Raw genomic sequence first — 14841 nt, 5'->3', positions numbered from 1 at the left:
ATTTATTTAATTCTTTCTAAAGTTAAATCTGAATTGTATTTTACAATGAATAACCCTTTGTTATATATACTTCCAAAAAGTTTTTTGTCAAACTCAAATTTATTTTCTAAACGAATTGAAGCTCCTTGTTTATAAGTGTCTAAAAGTTTCTCTCCTGAAGCTAAACGCATTAAAGTATCAAAAGTGATGTCGAAACCTCGAACAGCATATTCTGTAGGTATATCGTTATTTTTATTTTTATAACTATTTATAAATCTTTGTAAGTGCAGATCTTCATAGTTAGCATAACTATCAGTTACATAAGTGAAACCAATTCTAGCTAAAGTATTATTATCTACATTTTCATAAGATCTACCATTTTTCTCAATTGCAAATACTTGAGCAGAAATACCTTCAGGTAATACAATCATGCTATTAATAGCATTAGCTACCACTGCAGTTTGATCAGAAGCTATTATTAGCCAATTATGAGAATTAGGCTTCATTTTATCTGTAAAACGTTCTTTTTTAATAAAATTATTTTCTGGTTTTAATACAAAAACATTTTTAATAGAGTCATTACTTTTTAATATTTTTGTTATTTCCTTAGCTTGAGAATCTGAAGATCCTGTTCCGTCTGAAACAATAAAAATATTTTCTCCATTATAAATCTTACTTAAGTAATTTCCTAAAGTTTGACTTCTAGTGATTTTATCTGGAGCAGATTTTACAATTTTTGAAGAAGAAAATTGATCTTGATTTCTTGAGAAATGAGGAAAAATTACAGGGGCATCTGATGCTTTAGCAACTTCCTTAACTTTGTCTGAATAAAATGGGCCAATAATAGCATTCATATTATTCAAAAGTTTTTTCTCTAAAATACCTTTTATATTTTTTCCTCTATTTCCAGTATCAAATACAGAAACATCTACTTTTATTCCTAAACTCTTAATGGAATCGATAGCGATTTCAGAACCCATATAAAAATCTGTAACTAAGTTAGCAAGATTTGCACTTCCTCTTTTTCCTTTAGAAGTATCGAAAATATTTTCATATGAAATACTGTCGTATTCTTTCGCTCTAAATGGTAAAAGTAAAGCTAGTTTTATGTTTTCATTTATTTCAGCAATACTGTCAATAAACATTTCGGAAGAATATCTTTCTATATTATCAGCAATATTTCGAATTCTTAATACCTGACCAACTTGTAAATTATTATCCTCAATCTCTGGGTATTCAGGATTCAAATTCATTAAATCTTCTTTAGTAATATTATAGAATCTTGTTAAACTATAAACAGTTTCTTTTGATTTTACCGTATGAGTTATATGATTTTTTAAATCATCTTCTCTAGATAAATAAACTATTTTCTTTTGTTCTATTTTAACTTTTAGTACCTGACCAACATCCAAGTAATTTTCTTTTAATCTTGGGTATTGCGGGTTAAGATTAATTAATTCATCTTTTGAAATGTTATAATCTTTTGTAATTCTGTAAACAGTTTCTCCTGGTTTTACCGTATGTTTTTTATATTCAATAACAGTTCTAACAATTTGAGTAGAATCAGGTTGTTTTACAGTATTATTTTTATCTTCAGTAGTAACTTCATTTTCAGAAGAAGATTCATCAGTGTTTTCATCTTTATTTTCCTCAGACTGTTTGTCACCTTTTGGTTCTTGTATTAAAGGAATTGATTTTTTATACTCTGGATTAGGTATAATAATAACACTATTTGTCGATGGGGTTTCACCTACATCTGGGTTTAAACGAACTAAATCTTCCGTTTTAACATCGATACGATTTGCGATATCTCGCATAGTTTCCCCTTCTTTTACTTTATAAGAGATATATCTTTTTTGTTGACTACAAGAAGATACTAGTATAGTTACTATTAAAGTAAAAGACCAAATTTTAATCTTATTCATATAATTCAATTACTGCTTAGTATGATTATTCCCATTCTATTGTTGCAGGTGGTTTAGAACTAATATCGTAAACAACTCTATTTACACCTTTAACATTATTAATTATTTTATTCGATATATTTTGTAAGAACTCATAAGGTAAATTTACCCAATCTGCTGTCATACCATCAGTACTTTCAACAGCTCTTAAGGCTACTACTTTTTCATAAGTTCTTTCATCTCCCATTACTCCAACAGAGTTAACTGGTAATAAGATTGCACCAGCTTGCCAAACCTTATCATATAATCCATACTCTTTTAATCCATTTATAAAAATGGCATCAACATCTTGCAAAATACGAACTTTTTCTGAAGTAATATCTCCTAAGATTCTAATAGCTAAGCCTGGTCCTGGGAAAGGATGTCTTCCTAATAGTTCTTTATCAATTCCCATAGAAGCTCCAACACGTCTAACTTCATCTTTAAAAATCATTCGTAAAGGCTCAACAACTTGTAATTTCATAAAATCTGGTAATCCACCAACATTATGATGACTTTTTATTGTTGCTGAAGGACCTCCATTTACAGAAACAGATTCGATCACATCTGGATAAATAGTTCCTTGTGCAAGCCATTTTGCATTTTCAACTTTAGCTGCTTCGTCATCAAAAACTTCAATAAATACTCTACCAATTGTTTTTCTTTTAGTTTCAGGATCACTAATTCCCGCTAAGGCATTTAAAAATCTTTCAGAAGCATCTACACCTTTAACGTTTAATCCCATGCCTTCGTATTGCTGAAGTACACTTTTAAACTCATCTTTTCTTAATAATCCATTATTTACGAAAATACAGTGTAAATTATCACCAATTGCTTTATGTAATAAAACTCCCGCAACTGTAGAATCTACACCTCCAGATAGTCCTAATATTACTTTATCATTTCCAATTTTCTCTTTCAAATCAGAAACTGTTGATTCAACAAAAGAGTTTGGCGTCCAATTTTGTTCAATGTTAGCAATATCAACCAAGAAATTTTTTAATAATAATGTACCATCTGTCGAATGGTATACTTCTGGGTGAAATTGAATAGCAAATGTAGTTTCACCTTCAATTTTATAGGCAGCATTTTCTACGTCTTTAGTACTTGCTAATAAAACAGCGTTTTCAGGTAATTCCTTAATGGTGTCAGAATGACTCATCCAAACTTGGCTTCCTTCAGAAATACCGTTTAAAAATTGCTCTTCATTTTTTATGAATGATAAATTTGCTCTACCATACTCTCTTGTATTTGATGGAGCGACTAAACCACCAGAAAAATGAGCTAAATACTGTGCGCCATAGCATACAGCTAATAAAGGTTTTTTACCTCTAATTTCTGATAAATCTGGATGTGGTGCTTCATCTGAACGAACAGAAGAAGGACTTCCTGATAAGATTACAGCTTTAAAATCGTTTAAGTTTTGTGGAATTTTATTGTAAGGATGAATTTCACAGTAAATATTCAACTCTCTTACTCTACGCGCAATTAACTGAGTGTATTGCGAACCAAAATCTAATATTAATACGTTGTGTTGTTGCATCCGCAAAAATAATAGTTTGATTTTTATTTTTGCATGAATTTTTCACTTTTTAATAACGATATACTATTGCATTGATATTCATACCCGCACCAACAGAAGCTAAAATGAAAATATCTCCTTTTTGTAAGTTATGTCCCTCAATTTTTCCTTTAAGAACTAAATCTAGTAATGTAGGAACTGTAGCTACTGAACTATTACCAAGTTTGTGGATACTCATTGGCATAATATCTTTTGGAACAGGTTTTTTATAAAGTCGATAAAAACGTTTGATAATAGCCTCATCCATTTTTTCATTTGCTTGATGGATAAAAACTTTTTTCACTTCATCAATATCTATATTACTTTTATCTAAAGCAACTTTCATCGCTTGAGGAACGTTCGTTAAAGCAAATTCATAAATTTTTCTTCCATGCATTTTAATGTATCGTACATTTTCATCTTCATTTTTATTATAAGAATTACCAAAAAATAAATGATAAGCTTCGTCTTTAGAAAATGTTTGAGTTGCATGACCTAAAATTCCAGTTTCTATATCAGTTTCTACGCTTTCTACAATACAAGCGCCAGCACCATCACTGTATATCATAGAATCTCTATCATGTTTGTCAATAACTCTTGATAAAGTTTCTGTTCCAATCACTAATACTTTTTTTGCGATATTAGCTTTAATAAAAGCTTGAGCTTGTATGACACCTTCTACCCAACCAGGACATCCAAATAAAATATCATAAGCAACACAATTTGGATTTTTAATTTGTAGCAAATGTTTTATTCTGGTAGCTAAACTAGGGATAATATCACTTTGTATTCCAGTTTTTTTTACATCTCCAAAATTATGAGCTACAATAATGTAATCTATACTTTCTGCGTTTATTCTTGCATTTTCTATTGCTTTTTTACTAGCAAAATAACCTAAATCAGATGCAGTGTAATCATTTTTAGCATATCTTCTTTCTACAATTCCAGTTATTGATTTGAATTTTTCAATGATTTCTGTATTAAAGGAATTAAAAGCGGTGCCATCTGAATTTAAGAATTTATTGGAAATAAATTTATTATTCTCTTTTTTTACTTTTGGAATATAGCATCCTGTACCTGTTATTACTGCCTTCATTGTAAAAATATATTTAGGGAGATAACAAATAAACAGGTTTTGCTCTTGTAAACCTATTTTATTTTAAAATGAATATTTATTTTTGTTAGATTCTTATTATAAATCTATTATTTTTTAAATATGATAATTTGATTGATATATAAGTGAATATTTAATAAAGGTTTTTTTGTTGATTTTTTTGTTTTTTTTATTTTTTATTATGAAAACAATAAAAACTTAACCTAAGTTAACAAAAAATCACAAGTATGAACTGTCAAAAGAAAAAGGAAGTAAAGAGACTAAAGATTCTGTTTTAACTATTTTTCCTATTTCACCCATAAATATAACTTCATATGGAGCTTTTTGATTGATTTCGTATTCAAGTAAAGTTTGTCTACATGCTCCACAAGGGCCAACAGGTTGATCTACTTTTGTATTTTCAGAAGATGCTACTATAGCCAGTTTTTTTATTTTCATGTTAGGGTATTCAGAACCAGCTTTCCATATGGCAACTCGTTCTGCACACATGCCGGATGGATAGGCTGCATTTTCTTGATTATTACCATGAATTACAACACCATTTTCTAGTAATAATGCAGCTCCTACATTAAATTTTGAATAGGGAGCATAAGATTTACTTTTAGCTATGTTGGCTTCCTCTATAAGTTTTTGATCTTCTATGTTTAATTCTGAAAAATTATCATAAATAATTGCTTCAGAAGAAATATTGATTTTTTTCATGAATATGGTTCTATGCTAGCTAAAAAAAGCAGTCGTAAGACTGCTTTTTTAATGTTTTATAATGGAAAGATACTAATAATCTTCGTAAATTTCTCCTAAATCAAATGATATTGAAAAGCGTAGTGTATTTTCTAAAGGATTGTTCACATCTGAAACGTTCACTAAATAAGATAAATCTACGTTAAAAGCATTAGCTGTAAAACCAGCACCTAAAGTGAAAAATTTTCTATTTCCCTTTTCTTCACTTTCATTAAAGTATCCAGCCCTTACTGCAAAAGCGTTATTGTATAAATATTCGGCACCTAATGACCAATTTACTTCCTGTAATTCTTCGCTAAAACTACGATCTACCAAAGATGTAAACATTCCTTCAAACCAACCTCTTTCTGATCTAGATCCACTAGAAGGAACTAATAATTTTCTAAATTCTACATTAAGACCTAATGTGTTGTAATCATCAAAAATGAAATCGAAACCACCACCTAATTTAGCAATAGTTGGAATAAAGTCTTCATTTCCTGGGGTATATTCAACTTTAGGTCCAATATTGGCTACATTTAATCCGATTCTGTATCGTCCATTAAAAGTGCCATAATTTTGTTCATCAGATTGATAGTAAGCGGCAACATCAACAGCAAATGAATTTACTGCTTCTAAAGTACTGTCTACATCTAAATTAGAGTTAATATATTTTAAACCAACAGCCATAGATAGCTTCTCACTTAATTTTAAAGAATAATATCCTGAGATAGCTAGTTCAGTTGGGTTAATACTTCCGTTACTTGAACCATCAGTACTAGTTAAATCGATTCTACCTAAAGAGAATAATTTTAAGTCTGCTCCCCAAGCACTATTCTCGCTAAATCTATTAATTACAGATAGATTTCCTGCGAAAATATCATCTGTTAAGTTTCTTAACCAAGGAACATAACTAGCTCCAATACTTAGTTTGTTACTGTTAAAAGCAATTTTTGCAGGGTTATGATATAAAGAGAATGCATCGGATGAAGTTGCTACACCAATGTCTCCCATACCTCCAGCTCTTGCATCGGAGTTTATCTGTAAAAATGGAACTGCGGTAGTAAGTGCTTTAGCGTCTAGCTGAGCATTTAGCTTAATACCTGTAATAGAAATAGCTAAGGTTAGTAATAGTATTTTTTTCATTTTGATTTTAACATTATTTTGACAAATATATGATTTTATTATAGGATAACTAATTTCTCATACTTCTCTGATGATAAATTATTAACAGATGAAGTTACTTTAATTTTATATATATAAACACCTTTACCTATTTTATTACCAAAATCATCTAAACCATTCCAATTTATAGATCTAGATAACGCTCCATTCGTTTGTACAGTTTGATTAATCGTTTTTACTATCTTACCTGAAACTGTAAAGATTTGTATCTGAACTTCTAATGGTTCATTGGGTTTGTTGTGGTTAAACCAAAATTCAGTGTAATTGGTAAATGGATTAGGGTAGTTTAATACATTTTCTAATGAGAGTTTAGTGTCACTTATAACTTCAAAAGTTAACGTGATTTCTGATGAATTATTATAAGTATCCCAAGCTTTTATTTTTAAAGTGTGTGTGCCTATAGATAAATTTCTAAATTTAAAGTTTACTTCTCCTTTGGTAAAATCATTTAGTTCAGTTTCATAGAAATCATTTAAAATAAATGGTTCAGATTCATTTCCATCAAGAATAGCAACAATATCATGATCTACAGCAGTTATGGAAGTGTTAATTCCACTAATATCAGATAATTTTATAATTAAATTTGGAGATGAGTTTGTTGTTCCTCCATCTATAAATGATTCATCGTTCATAAAAGCTTTTAACTCAGGGCCAGTATTGTCTTCGGTTGCATTTTCATTTATTCCGCCTACTGTTATGTCGAAATTAACTCCACCTTTATCTTCATTTTCATTTTGAGCATACAAGCTAATTTTTCCTTTACCATTAGCGATTTTTATATCTTTAGGAACTATAAATTCAAATTCGAAACGACCATTTTCAACAGAAGATTTACCTCTGAAAATTTTACTATCCTGAGAATCGAAAGTATTAATAATACCAAAGCCATCATTATCTAATGTAGTTTTATCAATTGGTTTATCAAAAATTGTAGTAAATACGACACCATTAAAATCGGTTAAAGGATTTCCTACATTATCACTAACGATACCTTCTAGTTTAATTTTAGATAAAGCTTTTAATGTATCAATCGGTTGAGAAATATCAACATCATTTACTTTTGTGATTCTTACATCTGGTTTTGGAATTGCTAATTTCATAGCTGGATCTCCAAAAAAGAATATGAAAAAGCGTTGATTACTTGAGGTTTCATTTTTAGTTTTTATAAGATTAGCAGCAATACTGTCATCAGAATTATCAAAATCAAAAACATATTTAGCTAATTCTTTATTAAATGCCTCTCCTAAAAAAATAAAAACATCTCTTGTTGTTGTTATCATACTAACAGCTCCTCCGTTAGGATTTAAGAATAACTGCTCACCTGCTGTATCTCTTAGTGGGTTGTCAAATCTTGAAAACTCGCAAGTAACTGTTATAAATAAGGGTAAGGTGTTAAGGTTATTGAATCCTTGAATTTGTGGTACTTCTAAAATACGTTCTAAAGCTAGTCCATCTTCACCACCATGACCAAAATAATCAAAAGCAAGTACTCCTTTTTCCATTGCATTTGTAATAGCGTTTTTTACATCAGGATAACGCTCACCTCCAGAAGAGTTTTCTTGTTTAAAAGCATCTGCATAAATTTTATTAATATTTAAAACGGGTTTATATTTTTTTATACTATCAGCAACTTCTTCTAATCCAGACTGAAGAGTTCGATCTGAATTTTCATCTATATCGTCGGCTATTAAGGCAATATTATTTCTCCAATCACCAAAAGCATCAGTTTTATAGTAACTTAGTATTTTATCAATAACATTACTAGCTTCTTGAACAGTAGTAACAGGAATTCTACCAGAAACAATGTCTATGTCATCAGTTGCTAACATGCGACCATCATTATCATCTACCATTACATAAAAATCATCAGTAACATAAGAAGCAACTAAATCAAAACTTTCTTCAGCATGAAAAGTTGGAACTATATTGTTATTACCAGTAAGTCTATTTTTAAAATCATAAGAAGAGTCACCAAAAAAACATACATACTTTAATTTTTGGGAGCTAGTATCATGTAAATATTTAATAAAATCACGTATTCCAACTATATCAGGTGAGCCTGAAGAAAATTCATTGTATATGTCTGAAACATTTACAACTTTAGTGTTTAAATTTGAATTTTTTTGATGATAATCTGCTAAACGTTGTGCTTGGTTCTTTAATTCATCATTAGTTATTACTAAATATTCAATATCAGTTAAACTTTGTAAGTTTTGATTTTTAACTACAGAAACAGCGATTTTTTCTGGAGAAAAATAATCGTTTTCATTTAAAACTACATATTCTTTTAAATTTCCGCCTAAGGCTTTAAAAGAAAAGATGTTAGAATCTGGAGTTTCATTTATAATTATTGAAGGATTTAAAGGGTCTGTTATATCCCATAATTGAGAAATACTATTTGAATTTTGAACTTGATAAGATACAATATTTGTGTTTTTAGCTTGGTCAAAACTTCTGAAATTAAATTGTTTATCTCCAGCAATTAATTGTTTTTTTCCTATTATTTCAATATAATCTAAGAAAGCATTAGCAGATGGATTCCCGTTATTGTTGTAATTAATGTTAATGGAAATATCATTAGCAGCATTTATATTTCCTGAACTAACACCGTATCTTGCTAGTCCTGAAGATGTAGAGTTGGAAACTGGGGGGAAACTTATAGTTGGAATATTATTTCCATTTACAGTAATATTCATGTTTGAAGTAGTTGTAGATTGGGTAACGGCTGTTACCCTAACTAAAAGATCGGAACCAGTAACAGCGTTTTCAAAAGATAAATTGAAATCCTGATTAGAATTAATACTAAAGTTTTCACCAAACCACAATCTACCAACAGCTAAAATATTTGTTTCTTCTTTTTCATGAAATATGAAGTCGTCAAATTCACTAATGTTTAAAGTAGCATTATTTGTAATAGGTTGATTATTAGTGATTCTTTTTCCTGGGTTATCTGATATATTTATAAAGTAATATGCTTTATTAGAATATATATTTTGAATATGATTTGCAGTTTCATTGTTAATATCGATATTCCAACTATGAGGCCCAACACCATAAAATAGTATGTAATCATTATCATTGAATTGTCCATCTTCTTCACCTTTTACAAAAATTGAGTTTTCTTGTAAATCTTGATGTCGAAAATCTGAAGCTAATTCAGGTAATAATTTTCCTCCATTCCCATATATTTTAATATTTTTGGGCTTTAAAGAATTTATATTAATTCCTAGGCTAGATAAAAAGTTAGCATCTATTTTGAATACGCCAGAAACGTCTATTGAAAATTTATACCATTCTCCATTTGCAAGAGCAGAGTTTCTTGTTTGACTAAAAAGACAAACAGAATAGAAGATTAGAATTAAAAGTGACTTTTTTTTCATGAAATGTTCTAATATAACGAGACCTTTTGTAGGTTAGTATTCATTTTACAAGATTAATATAATAAAGTGAAAAAACAATCGTTAAGATTTAGTATTCATTAATGATTCAAAATTATTATATTTATATATTAATATGAATTTTAAATGTTGTAAATTGGCAGACCCTAAAAAAAGAAATTAATACATGAGAAGTACGTTAAAATTATTAGGTTTACTAGTTATCTCCACAATCATTTTTTCTTGTAATAGTTCAAGAAGAAGCTCTGGTAAATCTTCTCTTACAGGATGGAATTTTAATGATCCTAACTATGGTAATTATGTTAAAGGAGATTTTAAAGATGGAAATACTCCTCCTGGTATGGTTCATATTGAAGGTGGAACTTTTACTATGGGACTAGTTCAGGATGATGTTATGTTTGATTGGAATACTACACCAAAACAAATGCATGTTCGTTCTTTTTATATGGATGAAGCAGAGGTGACAAATTCTGAGTATAGTTTATTCATGCAATATACTAAAGATGTATTTCCTCCTTCAGATCCTCAATTTAAACATATTTATCCTTCGATTTTACCAGATACTCTAGTTTGGAGAAAAGGTTTAGGAAATACAAACTTACTTTCAGAAAGTTATTTAAGACACCCAGCTTACTCAGATTATCCAGTGGTTGGAGTTACTTGGATTCAAGCAAATCAATATTGTAAATGGAGAACAAATGCGGTGAATCTTAAAATTTTAATGGATAAAGGAGTTATCACTAATATATTTAAAGAAGATTCCTTAGAGTTTAGAGGAAGAAATAATTTCGATACGGATGTGTATTTAACAGATCCTTACGTGTTATTTGATGGAGACTCAACAATTTATAAAAAAGGGATTCCAGTACCTAGAAAAAAAGGAGATCCTAAACCAGAGAAAGGAGCTTTTACTGGTAGACAAGTAACATCTTCTGATGGTATTCTTTCACAAAAATTTAGGTTACCTACAGAAACAGAATGGGAATATGCTGCTAAAGCTATTTTTGAAAATAGAGAATATAACAATATCCGAGGTAGAAAAAAATATGCTTGGGGTGGTAAATATACAAGAAACAGATCAAGATCTAGAAGAGGCGATCAATTAGCTAACTTTAAACAAGGAAAAGGAAATTATAGTGGTATTGCTGGTTGGAGTAGTGATGGAGCAGATATTCCTAATGCAGTTAGAAGTTATCCTCCAAATGCGTTTGGGTTATATGATATGTCGGGTAATGTGGCTGAATGGGTTTCAGATGTATATAGACCTTTAGTAGATTCAGAGGCAAATGACTTTAATTATTTTAGAGGAAATATTTACACAAAAAAGTTAATTGACGCAAATGGTAAAGTAGTGATTGTAGATGATAGTGAGGTTGAAAATGATACCTTAGTAAATGGTAATATTGTACCAAAAGCTTTACCAGGAACAATTAAATATATCCCTATTACTAAAGATGATACTTACATGAGAAGGAATTATTCTTTTGCAGATAACTCAGATTTAAATGATGGAGATAAAAAATCTACAAAAAATTTCGATGCTGATGAAGATCAAAGAGTTCCTAGAATGTATGATTCTCCTATAAGACCTCAAGCTGAAAGAGATACTTTAGGAAATGTAATTTCTAGTTTAGAGTACGATAAGAAAAGAAGAACAACTCTTATCAGTAATAAAACAAGAGTATATAAAGGAGGTTCTTGGGCAGACAGAGAATACTGGTTAGATCCAGCTCAAAGAAGATATTTCCCAGAATATATTTCTACTAACTTTATTGGATTCAGATGTGCTACAGATAAGGTAGGTCCAATGGTTAGAGATCAAAAAAAGACGGCAACACCAAGATATAGTTATTCAAGAAATTAAACATTTATCTTGTAAAACATAAATTAAAGCCTCACTTTTTAAGTGAGGTTTTTTTATTTTTACATTATGAATATAGAAGATATTTATAATTTATATAGCCAATATTATTTGGTTGACACAGACACAAGAAAAATTAGAAAAAACACAATTTTTTTCGCATTAAAAGGAGAAAATTTTAATGGAAATAAATTTGCTGAAGAGGCTTTAAATAAAGGTGCTTTATATAGTATTGTTGATGAAAAAAAGTACAAAACTAATCCTAATATTATAGTAGTAGATAATGTATTAAAAACTCTTCAAAAATTAGCTAATTATCATAGAAAAGAGTTAAATATACCTATAATATCTTTAACGGGCAGTAATGGTAAAACAACAACTAAAGAATTAATTGATGTAGTTTTAAATAAAAAGTTTGTAACTAATGCAACTAAAGGAAATCTAAATAATCATATAGGTGTTCCATTAACTTTATTGTCTATGACTACTGAAACAGAAATTGGTATCGTTGAGATGGGAGCAAATCATCATAAAGAGATTGCTTTTTTATCAAGTATAGCTGAACCAGATTATGGTTATATAACGAACTTTGGAAAGGCTCATTTAGAAGGATTTGGTTCTGTACAAGGTGTTATAGAAGCAAAATCTGAATTGTATGAGTTTTTAATTCGTAATAATAAAAAGATATTTGTTAATCAAAATGACCCTATTCAATTAGAAAAAACTAAAAATGCTAATGTAATTTATTTAGATGATACGATTTCATTTATAAGTTCTAATCCAACAGTTACAGTACTATTTAATAATACAAACATTAGAACAAATTTAATTGGGAGATACAATTATGATAACATAGCATGCGCTATAACTATAGGAAAATATTTTGGTGTATCAGATGAACTAATAAAAAATGCTGTAGAGAGTTATATTTCCAATAATAATCGTTCTCAAGTGCTTAAAATGGGAAGTAATGAGGTTATTTTAGATGCTTATAATGCTAATCCAACAAGTATGAAGGCTGCTCTTGAAAGTTTTTATCAAACAATCACAGATAATAAAAAGATTGTTATACTTGGTGATATGTTTGAGTTAGGTGAAAAAAGTGAAGAAGAGCATCAAGAAATAGCTAATCTATCAAATGAGTTATCGTTCGATAAAGTTTTTTTTATTGGTGAACATTTTTTTCAAACTGAAATTGATTCAAAAAATTTGAAGTTTTCAAATTTTGAAAACTTCAAAAATTATTTAAAACAACACGATATAAGAAATTGTAATATTCTAATTAAAGGTTCTAGAGGAATGGCTCTAGAAAGAGTTATAGAGTTATTAGGTTAAATATTAGCTTTATGATACTCTAGAAGTTTATCAATAGGTCTTTGTATTACTCCAGTAATTTTTAAATCATATTTTTTTGCTATTTTTCCCAAAATATCACCAAAGTAATATGCAATAGAACCTATAAAGTAAATAGGAGTTGAGCTATCTTTTTTATAGGGTAAAACTCTATATTTAAAGAATTCCTCAAAGCCTTTTTTTATAGTTTTCTTTATGTATTTTTCTTCTTTAAATTCAAACATAAATTTAGCAAACGTAGCTAAAAACATATTAGGATTTGGCTGTTTATATAAGTTATGTTTTATATGATCAGCATCTAAATTGAATTCATTTGAAAATTTTTGAGCAATTTTTTTTGGCATTTGGTTATAATAGTAATCTCGTATAAGTTTTTTACCAAAATAATTACCACTTGCTTCATCCATAATTGTATAACCTAATGAAGGAGCTATCATTTCTAATTCATTACCATTAAAATAACAACTATTCGATCCAGTTCCTAAAATGCAAACAATAGCAGGCTCTTTTCCAGAAGCTGCATAAACAGCAGCTAACATATCTTCAGCAATATTAATCGTTGCATTTGTGAATATTTCTTTCATAACCTTATGAAGAACTTCTACAGGTTTAGGTGTACCACAGCCAGCACCATAAAAATGAATTGCGCTAACTTCATCTTTAATATTTATTAACTGAAACATATTTACAATACGATTTCTCAGTTCTTCTTCTTGAACAACTGCAGGATTTAACCCTAAAGTACGCACTCTAAATATTTCATTCTTATTATTGTCTAAAGCAATCCAATCTGCTTTAGTAGATCCTCCGTCTGCTATTAAAATCATTGTTTTAGTTGATGTTTAAATCAAATATATATTTTAGAATCTGGATATACAATAGGTAAATTAATTTCAAACGTTTTCGTCGAAATAAAAGTTGAATTTTTGATTAAATACTTTAATTTTACAGAGATTTAATATATGTTATGTTTTTTTTAAAAGAAAAGAGTGTACCATTAACTACATTTTTCAATGATAGTTTTGTAGACATACATTCGCATTTACTACCTGGAATTGATGACGGAGCAAAGAATATCGAGCACACAATATCTTTAATTTCTAAAATGAAATCTTATGGGATAAAAAATTTCATTACAACGCCACACGTTTTAGGTGATGTGTATCCAAATACTTCTATAATTATTAATGAAAAATTAGAAGTTGTAAGAGATGTATTAAATAAATCCGGATATAATGATATAAATATTAATGCAGCAGCAGAATATATGATGGATGAAAAATTCTCAGAACTTTTAGAGAAAAATGATATACTCACTTTAAAAGAAAATTTTGTCTTAGTTGAGATGTCTTATTTTAATGCACCATATAATTTATATGAAGTTTTATTTGAGATTCAATTAAAGGGATATAAACCTGTTTTAGCTCATCCCGAGCGTTATATTTTTTATCATAATGATTTTCAAAATTATTATAAACTAAAAAAATCAGGTTGTTTATTTCAATTAAACCTATTATCATTAACTGAACAATATGGTAAAGGAGTAAAGAATACAGCTGAAAAGTTAATAAAAGAGAACTTATATGACTTTGTAGGTACAGATACTCATCACGAGAATCATTTAAGATTACTGAAAAAAATAGGCACAAAGAAAAATTATAAAAAAATTGAAAATTTATTAAAGAATAATACTAAATTTTTAATATAAAAAAAGGATGAATTTTAAA

General features: G+C 28.8%; 10 protein-coding genes. 3 read left to right on the top strand and 7 right to left on the bottom strand.

Annotated features, from left to right (window positions below; genetic code table 11):
• Window positions 1-2 precede the first annotated feature (2 nt).
• The 6 genes from ACSIGC_RS06020 to porU all read right to left on the bottom strand — a co-directional run bounded on the left by ACSIGC_RS06020 (window position 3) and on the right by porU (window position 9882).
• A complete protein-coding gene (locus tag ACSIGC_RS06020; protein WP_442267245.1) occupies window positions 3-1904 on the bottom strand; it encodes an amino acid ABC transporter substrate-binding protein in 1902 nt (633 codons plus the stop codon).
• 25 nt (window positions 1905-1929) lie between these two features.
• Window positions 1930-3465: a glutamine-hydrolyzing GMP synthase gene (gene guaA / locus ACSIGC_RS06015; protein WP_442267244.1), complete on the bottom strand. Its 1536-nt coding sequence runs from the start codon at window positions 3463-3465 to the stop codon at window positions 1930-1932.
• Between the two features lie 49 nt (window positions 3466-3514).
• Window positions 3515-4579 (bottom strand): 3-oxoacyl-ACP synthase III family protein, encoded by a 1065-nt coding sequence (locus ACSIGC_RS06010; RefSeq protein ID WP_442267243.1) that lies wholly within the window; start codon window positions 4577-4579, stop codon window positions 3515-3517.
• A 237-nt stretch (window positions 4580-4816) separates the two neighbouring features.
• Window positions 4817-5299 (bottom strand): cytidine deaminase, encoded by a 483-nt coding sequence (gene cdd / locus ACSIGC_RS06005; RefSeq protein WP_442267242.1) that lies wholly within the window; start codon window positions 5297-5299, stop codon window positions 4817-4819.
• A 72-nt stretch (window positions 5300-5371) separates the two neighbouring features.
• Window positions 5372-6463, bottom strand: a complete 1092-nt coding sequence (porV, locus tag ACSIGC_RS06000) for a type IX secretion system outer membrane channel protein PorV (RefSeq protein ID WP_442267241.1) — start codon at window positions 6461-6463, stop codon at window positions 5372-5374.
• A gap of 38 nt (window positions 6464-6501) precedes the next feature.
• A complete protein-coding gene (gene porU, locus ACSIGC_RS05995; RefSeq protein ID WP_442267240.1) occupies window positions 6502-9882 on the bottom strand; it encodes a type IX secretion system sortase PorU in 3381 nt (1126 codons plus the stop codon).
• A 184-nt stretch (window positions 9883-10066) separates the two neighbouring features.
• On the opposite strand from porU, the gene gldJ reads away from it, so the two are divergent.
• Both gldJ and ACSIGC_RS05985 read left to right on the top strand, forming a co-directional pair.
• Complete coding sequence (gldJ, locus tag ACSIGC_RS05990; RefSeq protein ID WP_442267239.1) at window positions 10067-11764, top strand: gliding motility lipoprotein GldJ; 1698 nt, start codon at window positions 10067-10069, stop codon at window positions 11762-11764.
• A gap of 66 nt (window positions 11765-11830) precedes the next feature.
• A complete protein-coding gene (locus tag ACSIGC_RS05985) occupies window positions 11831-13096 on the top strand; it encodes a UDP-N-acetylmuramoyl-tripeptide--D-alanyl-D-alanine ligase (protein WP_442267238.1) in 1266 nt (421 codons plus the stop codon).
• On the opposite strand, the gene ACSIGC_RS05980 is transcribed toward ACSIGC_RS05985, so the two are convergent.
• On the bottom strand, window positions 13093-13941 hold the full coding sequence (locus ACSIGC_RS05980; RefSeq protein ID WP_442267237.1) for an N-acetylglucosamine kinase: 849 nt from the start codon (window positions 13939-13941) through the stop codon (window positions 13093-13095). The genes ACSIGC_RS05985 and ACSIGC_RS05980 overlap by 4 nt on opposite strands.
• 140 nt (window positions 13942-14081) lie before the next feature.
• Here ACSIGC_RS05980 and ACSIGC_RS05975 point away from each other — a divergent pair, with 140 nt between their 5' ends.
• Window positions 14082-14822 (top strand): tyrosine-protein phosphatase, encoded by a 741-nt coding sequence (locus tag ACSIGC_RS05975; RefSeq protein ID WP_442267236.1) that lies wholly within the window; start codon window positions 14082-14084, stop codon window positions 14820-14822.
• The last annotated feature ends 19 nt before the right edge of the window (window positions 14823-14841 follow it).

The organism is Tenacibaculum aquaeponti (assembly GCF_052084715.1).
In the GTDB taxonomy this organism is placed as follows: Bacteria; Bacteroidota; Bacteroidia; order Flavobacteriales; family Flavobacteriaceae; genus Polaribacter.
Note: the sequence above shows the minus strand (reverse complement) of the source record. Positions and strands in the feature narration are given on the sequence as shown.

What these genes read in the sequence shown, in the direction of transcription:
- ACSIGC_RS06020 (WP_442267245.1), bottom strand. Translation starts at nt 1,904, where the DNA reads ATGAATAAGATTAAAATTTGGTCTTTTACTTTAATAGTAACTATACTA.
- guaA (WP_442267244.1), bottom strand. Translation starts at nt 3,465, where the DNA reads ATGCAACAACACAACGTATTAATATTAGATTTTGGTTCGCAATACACT.
- ACSIGC_RS06010 (WP_442267243.1), bottom strand. Translation starts at nt 4,579, where the DNA reads ATGAAGGCAGTAATAACAGGTACAGGATGCTATATTCCAAAAGTAAAA.
- cdd (WP_442267242.1), bottom strand. Translation starts at nt 5,299, where the DNA reads ATGAAAAAAATCAATATTTCTTCTGAAGCAATTATTTATGATAATTTT.
- porV (WP_442267241.1), bottom strand. Translation starts at nt 6,463, where the DNA reads ATGAAAAAAATACTATTACTAACCTTAGCTATTTCTATTACAGGTATT.
- porU (WP_442267240.1), bottom strand. Translation starts at nt 9,882, where the DNA reads ATGAAAAAAAAGTCACTTTTAATTCTAATCTTCTATTCTGTTTGTCTT.
- gldJ (WP_442267239.1), top strand. Translation starts at nt 10,067, where the DNA reads ATGAGAAGTACGTTAAAATTATTAGGTTTACTAGTTATCTCCACAATC.
- ACSIGC_RS05985 (WP_442267238.1), top strand. Translation starts at nt 11,831, where the DNA reads ATGAATATAGAAGATATTTATAATTTATATAGCCAATATTATTTGGTT.
- ACSIGC_RS05980 (WP_442267237.1), bottom strand. Translation starts at nt 13,941, where the DNA reads ATGATTTTAATAGCAGACGGAGGATCTACTAAAGCAGATTGGATTGCT.
- ACSIGC_RS05975 (WP_442267236.1), top strand. Translation starts at nt 14,082, where the DNA reads ATGTTTTTTTTAAAAGAAAAGAGTGTACCATTAACTACATTTTTCAAT.